Annotated in this window: 3 protein-coding genes and 1 pseudogene; 2 read left to right on the top strand and 2 right to left on the bottom strand. The window is 38.5% G+C overall.

Annotated elements, in window-relative coordinates; translation table 11 throughout:
• Together ACQR30_RS15465 and ACQR30_RS15470 are read right to left on the bottom strand one after the other, a co-directional pair.
• The coding region (locus ACQR30_RS15465) for a sensor histidine kinase (RefSeq protein WP_429736661.1) at nt 1-268 on the bottom strand (268 nt) is incomplete at its 3' end.
• 188 nt (nt 269-456) lie between these two features.
• A pseudogene (locus tag ACQR30_RS15470) lies at nt 457-3,189 on the bottom strand (ligand-binding sensor domain-containing protein); the annotation flags it as partial.
• A gap of 287 nt (nt 3,190-3,476) precedes the next feature.
• Between ACQR30_RS15470 and ACQR30_RS15475 the strand changes: the two are divergent.
• Entirely contained in the window at nt 3,477-4,868 is a 1,392-nt protein-coding gene (locus ACQR30_RS15475) for an IPT/TIG domain-containing protein (RefSeq protein WP_429736659.1), read from the top strand.
• Nucleotides 4,869-4,880: 12 nt separating this feature from the next.
• Nucleotides 4,881-6,720 (top strand): SusC/RagA family TonB-linked outer membrane protein (locus ACQR30_RS15480; RefSeq protein WP_429736660.1); only part of this gene is annotated, 1,840 nt, incomplete at its 3' end.

A 6,720-nucleotide genomic window follows, 5' to 3' on the forward strand; every position in this document is an offset into this window, starting at 1 on the left:
ATGGTAATATGAATTCAAAACAATTATACTTTTCTTCTGTGATTGAATAGGTCAAGGCGCCGCCGTGCATTTCGGTAAGCGAGTGAGAAACGGATAGTCCGATGCCGGAACCTTTAATCTGTCCTTTTTTATCCCATCGGAAAAAAGGTTCAAATATTTTTTTATGAGATTCTGTCGGTCCATGTAGGCAATCCTTCTCGTGACGAAAGATGATAGAAAGATTAGACTGTCTGAATGACAGTCTGTGTAGTTTAATGCATTGTCTAATAAATTATAGATTATTTTGGAAAATGCTGTTTCATCCACTGCTACAAAAATATTTTCTGTTGGCTTTTGGTAGATAAAATTAATATACTTCTGTTCTGCTATCAACTGGTAAGGTTCTATGAAAGAAGTCAACCACTGGCGTATTTCCAGTTGTTTTAACTCGAGCTTAATCATGTCTGTTTCGATTTTCCTAAAGTCAAGTAAATCTTGGGTAAGTAGGAGCAGTCGTTTTGTTTTACGTTCCATTAGGTCAAGATAGTTTTCCAGATGCGGGAAGTGTTTTTTGTGCTCAAGGATTTTATCTACGGGCCCTTTGATTAAGGTAAGGGGCGTGCGTATTTCATGCGCCACATGTGTAAAAAAGTCAATTTTAGATTGGTATAATTTCTTCTCGTGTTGTAATTTATATAAAGCCACTTCCCGTTGATTTTTATTAGAATGGTAACGGGTGTATATAAAGATAGCCATACAGATGAGTATAGAAAAAATAATCGCATACATTAAATAAGCCAATTCTGACTTCCAGAATGGCGGTAAAATTTTGACGGACAATGTTTTTTCATTATCGACCCAATTACCGGCGCTGTTGGTAGAACGAATACGTAATGTATAGTTGCCGGGTGCTAAATTGGTAAAATAAAGGCCAGGAGTTTTACTTTGGATGAATGTCCAGTTTGGTTGTACTTCATCAATTTTATAGGCGAACCTTAAGTGTGTAGGTGCGCTGTAACTCAACGCGGCAAAATTTAAGCTAAAAGTAGATTGGGAGTGGTTTAATATTATCTGTTTTGTAAATAATAAAGACTTGTTCTGCTGTAAGTTCGATGACCCTGTGGGCATTTGCTGATTATAAATGTGTAAATCGGTAAAGTACAGCGGGGGCACGTAATGTACCGGATGTGCTTGATATGGGTCGAAGCGAATAAGGCCTTTTAAGCTGCCAAAGTACATTAGCCCTTTGTCGTCCTGATAAACCGATTGATAATTGAATTGATTACTTAAGATGCCATCACTTTTATCGTATACTTGAATGTCGTCGTTTAATGAGGCAATTCTTACAAGTCCTTTGGAGGTCGAAAGCCACATGTTGTTCAGGCTATCGGGCATTAAAGCATAAATTATATTGCTGGGGAGTCCATTGTCACTGTTAAAAATCCTGACTGTACGTTTATTTGTTACTCGGAATAATCCATTTTCGGTTGCAATCCACATCCGGCCAATTTTATCTTCTTTTAAATAGAGGATACGTGTATCAAGCAAAAGATTATTGTTGCTGTCTGAACTTTTAAAAATAGCTAAGTGCTGCCAATTTCCTTGCTCATAATAAAATACGCCTTTGGTATGGGTTCCAATCCAAATATTTCCCAGGTGATCTTCCGTAATAGCAGAATAAAATTCATCTAGGGGTAATTTTTTTATATTGACAAATTTCCCGGACTTAGGGTAAAAATAATATAGCCCCAGAGAAGTACATACGAGTATTTTTCCTGATTTCGTTTTCCAAATTGCATTAATAAAATTGCTTTTTAATTGATTATTTCCGGGTCCGGCTTGGTAATTATGCAATAATTTACCTGAAAGGCTTAAGACATCTATTCCGTGATTAAAAGTGCCGGCATAAATTTCTGAACCATCTGCCAACATGCCGTGAACATTTGAATGGCTGGCTGCGGTACCCTCCCTGATTAAGATATGGGAAGATTTTCCGGTTTGAAAATTGATTTTGTTAATTCCTGAATCTTCTGTGCCAATCCAAAAATTAGCTGCAGAATCCCGGACGATTTCTCTGACTACATTTCCTGTAAATGAAAGACGTTTCGACTGCGGGAAAAATTTTTCAAATTTAAATGGCTGGCTTGGCAGATAATTGATACCGCCAAAATAGCTCCCTATCCATACACCCCCTTCACTGTCTTTGCATAAAGTATAAAGAGCGTTATCTGATAATGAAAATGGGTTATTGTAATTTTTTTGCAAATGCGATGAGATCTTTATTCTTTGGTGCAAAGAATCATCAAGCGTAATTGTAAACAATCCTTCTTCGGTTGCAATCCAATATTCGTTATCTTGATAATGCAATATGTTCCTAACAAAGATTTCGTTTCCTTTTTGCTGGTTTATTAAGAAGTTTCCGGTAATAGTTTTCGATTTTATATTTGCGCACAACAATCCGGCATTGGCACTGCCAATGAGCAATAAGTTGCTTGGCGTAGCGGCAATTGTTTCAATTGCTATATTTTTTTTAAGTGGCGGGTTCCATACTTCAAATTTACCTGTTTGGGTATGAGAAACCAATAAGGTTCCTTGTTCTGTACCCATCCATAAATCTTTATTGCTTGTTTCTGTAAAACAGGTAACGTTATAGGCAGTCTTTAAGTTAACCTGGTGTACTGCTTTATCCGGAAAGTAGTTCAGCATAACATCATTGCCTAAAGGGAAAAAGAGCTGGGCAAACTGAATCCAATATAAATGGTTTGCATCTGCAAACCACAACCTTCCCTTTGCATCGTCATGTACTGTGCGTATATATTTCCCTTTTGTAAAAGGAAGGGCTATAAAGCGTTCATAGTGTGCATCATAAAGATAAAGCCCTTTTGCAGTCCCAATCCAAAGTCGATTCAGCTTATCTTGAAATAAGCAGGTGATGGCCTGACTACCTATCGAAAAAGGAATGCGCGCATTCGGCCTAAAAATTTTGAATACATTCCCGTCAAAACGGTCCAGTCCATCTGAGGTTCCAAACCAAAGAAAGCCCTGATAGTCTTGAAGCGAACAAATTACTGAATTATTAGACAACCCGGCCTCGACCTCGTAATGGCGAAAATTCTCAGACTGCGCAACAGTCGATTGCGTATAAGCTGTAAAACCTGTTAAGGCAATACATATTAAAAATCGGAAAAGCAGTCTGTTTCGTAAACACATATTGATATTAAATAAATAACGGCTAATGTTTGGTAAAATATTAACAGTAAAGTTAACGGCAAATGTTTTAAAAAAGTTAATTAATGAATCAAATCTGCTAATTTTTGAACGATAATGCCTAATTGTTAGTTTTTAAAACCTTCAATTTTGTTAAAAATATTACAGTAACAAATAATCATTATAGGAATATCATTCATTATTGTTCTGTGATAAAAACCAAACTATTGGTGAATAGAAAATTAATCATTGTACATTTTTAAGGTTAAACTATGAATTGTATAAAAAAAATGCAGATATTAAATCTGTGTATTTTATTGCTCTTACTGAGCGTCGGTATTACTAGTTGCAAAAAGGATTCTGCAACTACCGATTCTAAAGCTTACAATCCTGCAGAAGCCGTGGTTGTAACAGATTTTTTCCCGAAAACAGGCGGTGGCGGGCAGCAGCTTGTCATTTATGGGAAAAATTTCGGGGATGATAAATCCATCGTTTCTGTCAAAATAGGGGGCAAGCAAGCGACGGTCATTACAGTGCATGATGATGGAATATACTGTATTGTTCCAGACAGATCTTACGCAGGTGAGATTGAAGTGAATGTGGGAATGAATGCCACTCAGCAGATGGCCATGGCAAATGATACTTTTAATTATCAGAGAAGGATGGTAGTGACTACGCTGGCAGGTAAAAAAGACGCAAGAGGTAATTATGATATAAAGGATGGCACTTTTGCCGATTGCGGAGGCTTTTTAAATCCTACTTGTCTCATTTTCGACCCAGCAAACCCGGATCTATTATACATGGGTCAAGACGGAGGCGACGTGAGACTGTTAAATTTTAAAGACAGTGTGGTGACTACGCCCATTACAAGAGGCATGGGTAATTGGAGCCGTATCAGATCCATCACCTTTACACTCGACAAAAATTATATGATTATTGCCAATGATCAGGGGGATGTGAATGGCATAAGTACCTCCATATTATCCCGGGCAAGTGGTTTTAAGGACCCCAAGGTCCTGACCTCTTATAAGCAATGCAATGGGGCCTATGTGCATCCTGTAACTGGGGAGCTTTATTTTAACAGCTACGAAAAGGGGCAATTTTTCCGATTTGATTTAGCCGATTATTTTGCTAATAACATTGGTATTAAAGATTATCAGGAGCTGTTTAAGATTCAGGATAATAGCTGGGAGTTTCAAATAGACATGGCTCCGACCGGAGACTACGCCTATATCGTAGTTATTAATCAGCATTATATATTAAGAACTGATTATGACTGGAATAGTAAAACCTTTCTACAGCCCTATGTGGTTTGTGGGCAGCCTCGTACGTCAGGTTGGGTGGATGGTGTTGGCACACAAGCCAGATTAAATAACCCCTATCAAGGTGTATTCGTCAAAAATCCTGACTATGGAGATAAAAAGGACCCCTACGATTTTTATTTCACAGAGCAAGGCAACCATGATATTCGTATCCTAACACCCGAAGGAAAAGTTACCACTTTTGCCGGAAGAGGCAGTTCTAGTATTGACCCCAATCCTTATGGTTATATTGATGGGGGGCTTCGTACGGAGGCTAGATTTAACCAACCTAAAGGTTTGGCCTATGACTCAACAAGCCATGTGTTTTATGTCGGTGATTGTGAGAATCATTGTATCCGGAAAATTTCATTAGAAAACTAAAATATTATTGCTATGAAGAAATCGTTAATGAGGAAAGCTTTTACTTTTTTCTTATTACTTTTTACTGTGATGACCGCATCTGCTCAAAATCGACTAACCATTAATGGTAAAATAAGCGATGCAGAAACCTCTGAGCCTCTAACGGGGGTGAGTATCTCGGTAATTAATTCGGCCGGATTGGGTACTTTTTCAACAAAGGAAGGTTTGTTCTCCGTAAAGATGGAGGTATATCATAAGCTATTGTTCTCCTATATTGGTTATGACACTGTGGAACTGTTGATAAAAGATAGAGACACCACGGTGAATGTAGTTATGAAAAAGTCAAATATTAAAGCGCTGGATGAGGTAGTCGTTACTGCGATCGGTCCTCAAAAAAGACTTACCGTTACCGGAGCTATTACTTCGGTAGATATGGACCAAATTGGGAAATCTGCCCCAGCGGCCAGTATTGTAAATTCGTTGGCAGGTAATGTGCCGGGAATTATGGCTATGCAGACTTCCGGACAGCCCGGAAAAGATATCTCTAACTTTTGGATACGAGGCATATCCACTTTCGGTGCCAGTAACGGTGCTCTGGTGATGGTGGATGGATTTGAAAGAGATATTAATGAAGTCAATATTGATGATATTAAGTCAATTTCTATACTCAAAGATGCCTCCGCAACGGCTATGTATGGATCCAAAGGGGCAAATGGCGTCGTATTGATAACCACAAAACATGGGACAATTGGCAAAACCAATATAAATGCCAAAGCGGAATCCTCTTATAATACGCGTACCATTACGCCTAAATTTGTGGATGGAAACACTTATGCCCATTTAATTAATGAAGCGCAAATAACACGAGACCATGCACCTATATATAGCCCTGTTGAGCTAGAAATATTACGCTTAGGGCTAGATCCTGATTTGTACCCCAATGTGGATTGGTCTAAAAAACTTTTAAAAGATGGAGCTATGACCTCCCATGCGAATCTTAATTTGAGTGGAGGTGGTACTACAGCCCGCTACTTTGTCTCAGGTAGTTATTTGGACGAGAAGGGTATGTATAAAACAGATGAAGCGTTAAAGAAGGATTATAATACGAACGCAGATTATAAATTGTGGACGTATAGACTCAATACCGATGTGAATGTAACTAGAACGACCGTATTGAAATTAGGCGTTTCTGGCTCCCTAGCAAAGAGAAACAGCCCCGGTTTGGGAGATAACGATGTTTGGGGAGAGCTATTTGGTTATACCCCGATTCGTACGCCCATCATGTATTCTAATGGATACGTTCCGGCAGTAGGCACAGGCAACCAAACGAACCCATGGGTAGCAGCAACTCAGACAGGCTTTAATGAAGTCTGGAATAACAATATACAAACAAACCTTACTTTAGATCAAGACCTGAATTTTTTAGCAAAAGGATTACAATTTGAAGGAAGTTTTGGTTACGACACTTATAACTCCAGTACCATTGAAAGGCATAAATGGCCAGAACAGTGGAAGGCAGAACGTTATAGAGATGCGGATGGAAATCTGGTTTTTACCCATATCTCTGACCCAAGTCAACTGACGCAGGCAAGTAGCTCCGATGGTAGCCGTAGAGAATTCCTTATTGCTATGATGAATTACAATCATTCGATAAATAATAATCATATTGGCATCGATGTGAAGTACACGCAAGAGGCCTATACATTTACCCAAAACTTAGGGACCGATATTAAAAATGGCATACCAAAGAAGAATCAAGGAATTGCAGGCCGAGTGGCCTATAACCTGAGTAATAAATATTTTGTAGACTTTAATTTCGGCTATACAGGATCAGAAAATTTTAGCATTGGGCATCAGTATGGGTTTTTCCCTG

Origin of the sequence: Arachidicoccus sp., assembly GCF_050436765.1 — a bacterium.
In the GTDB taxonomy this organism is placed as follows: domain Bacteria; phylum Bacteroidota; class Bacteroidia; order Chitinophagales; family Chitinophagaceae; genus Arachidicoccus.

What these genes read in the sequence shown, in the direction of transcription:
- ACQR30_RS15475 (WP_429736659.1), top strand. Translation starts at nt 3,477, where the DNA reads ATGCAGATATTAAATCTGTGTATTTTATTGCTCTTACTGAGCGTCGGT.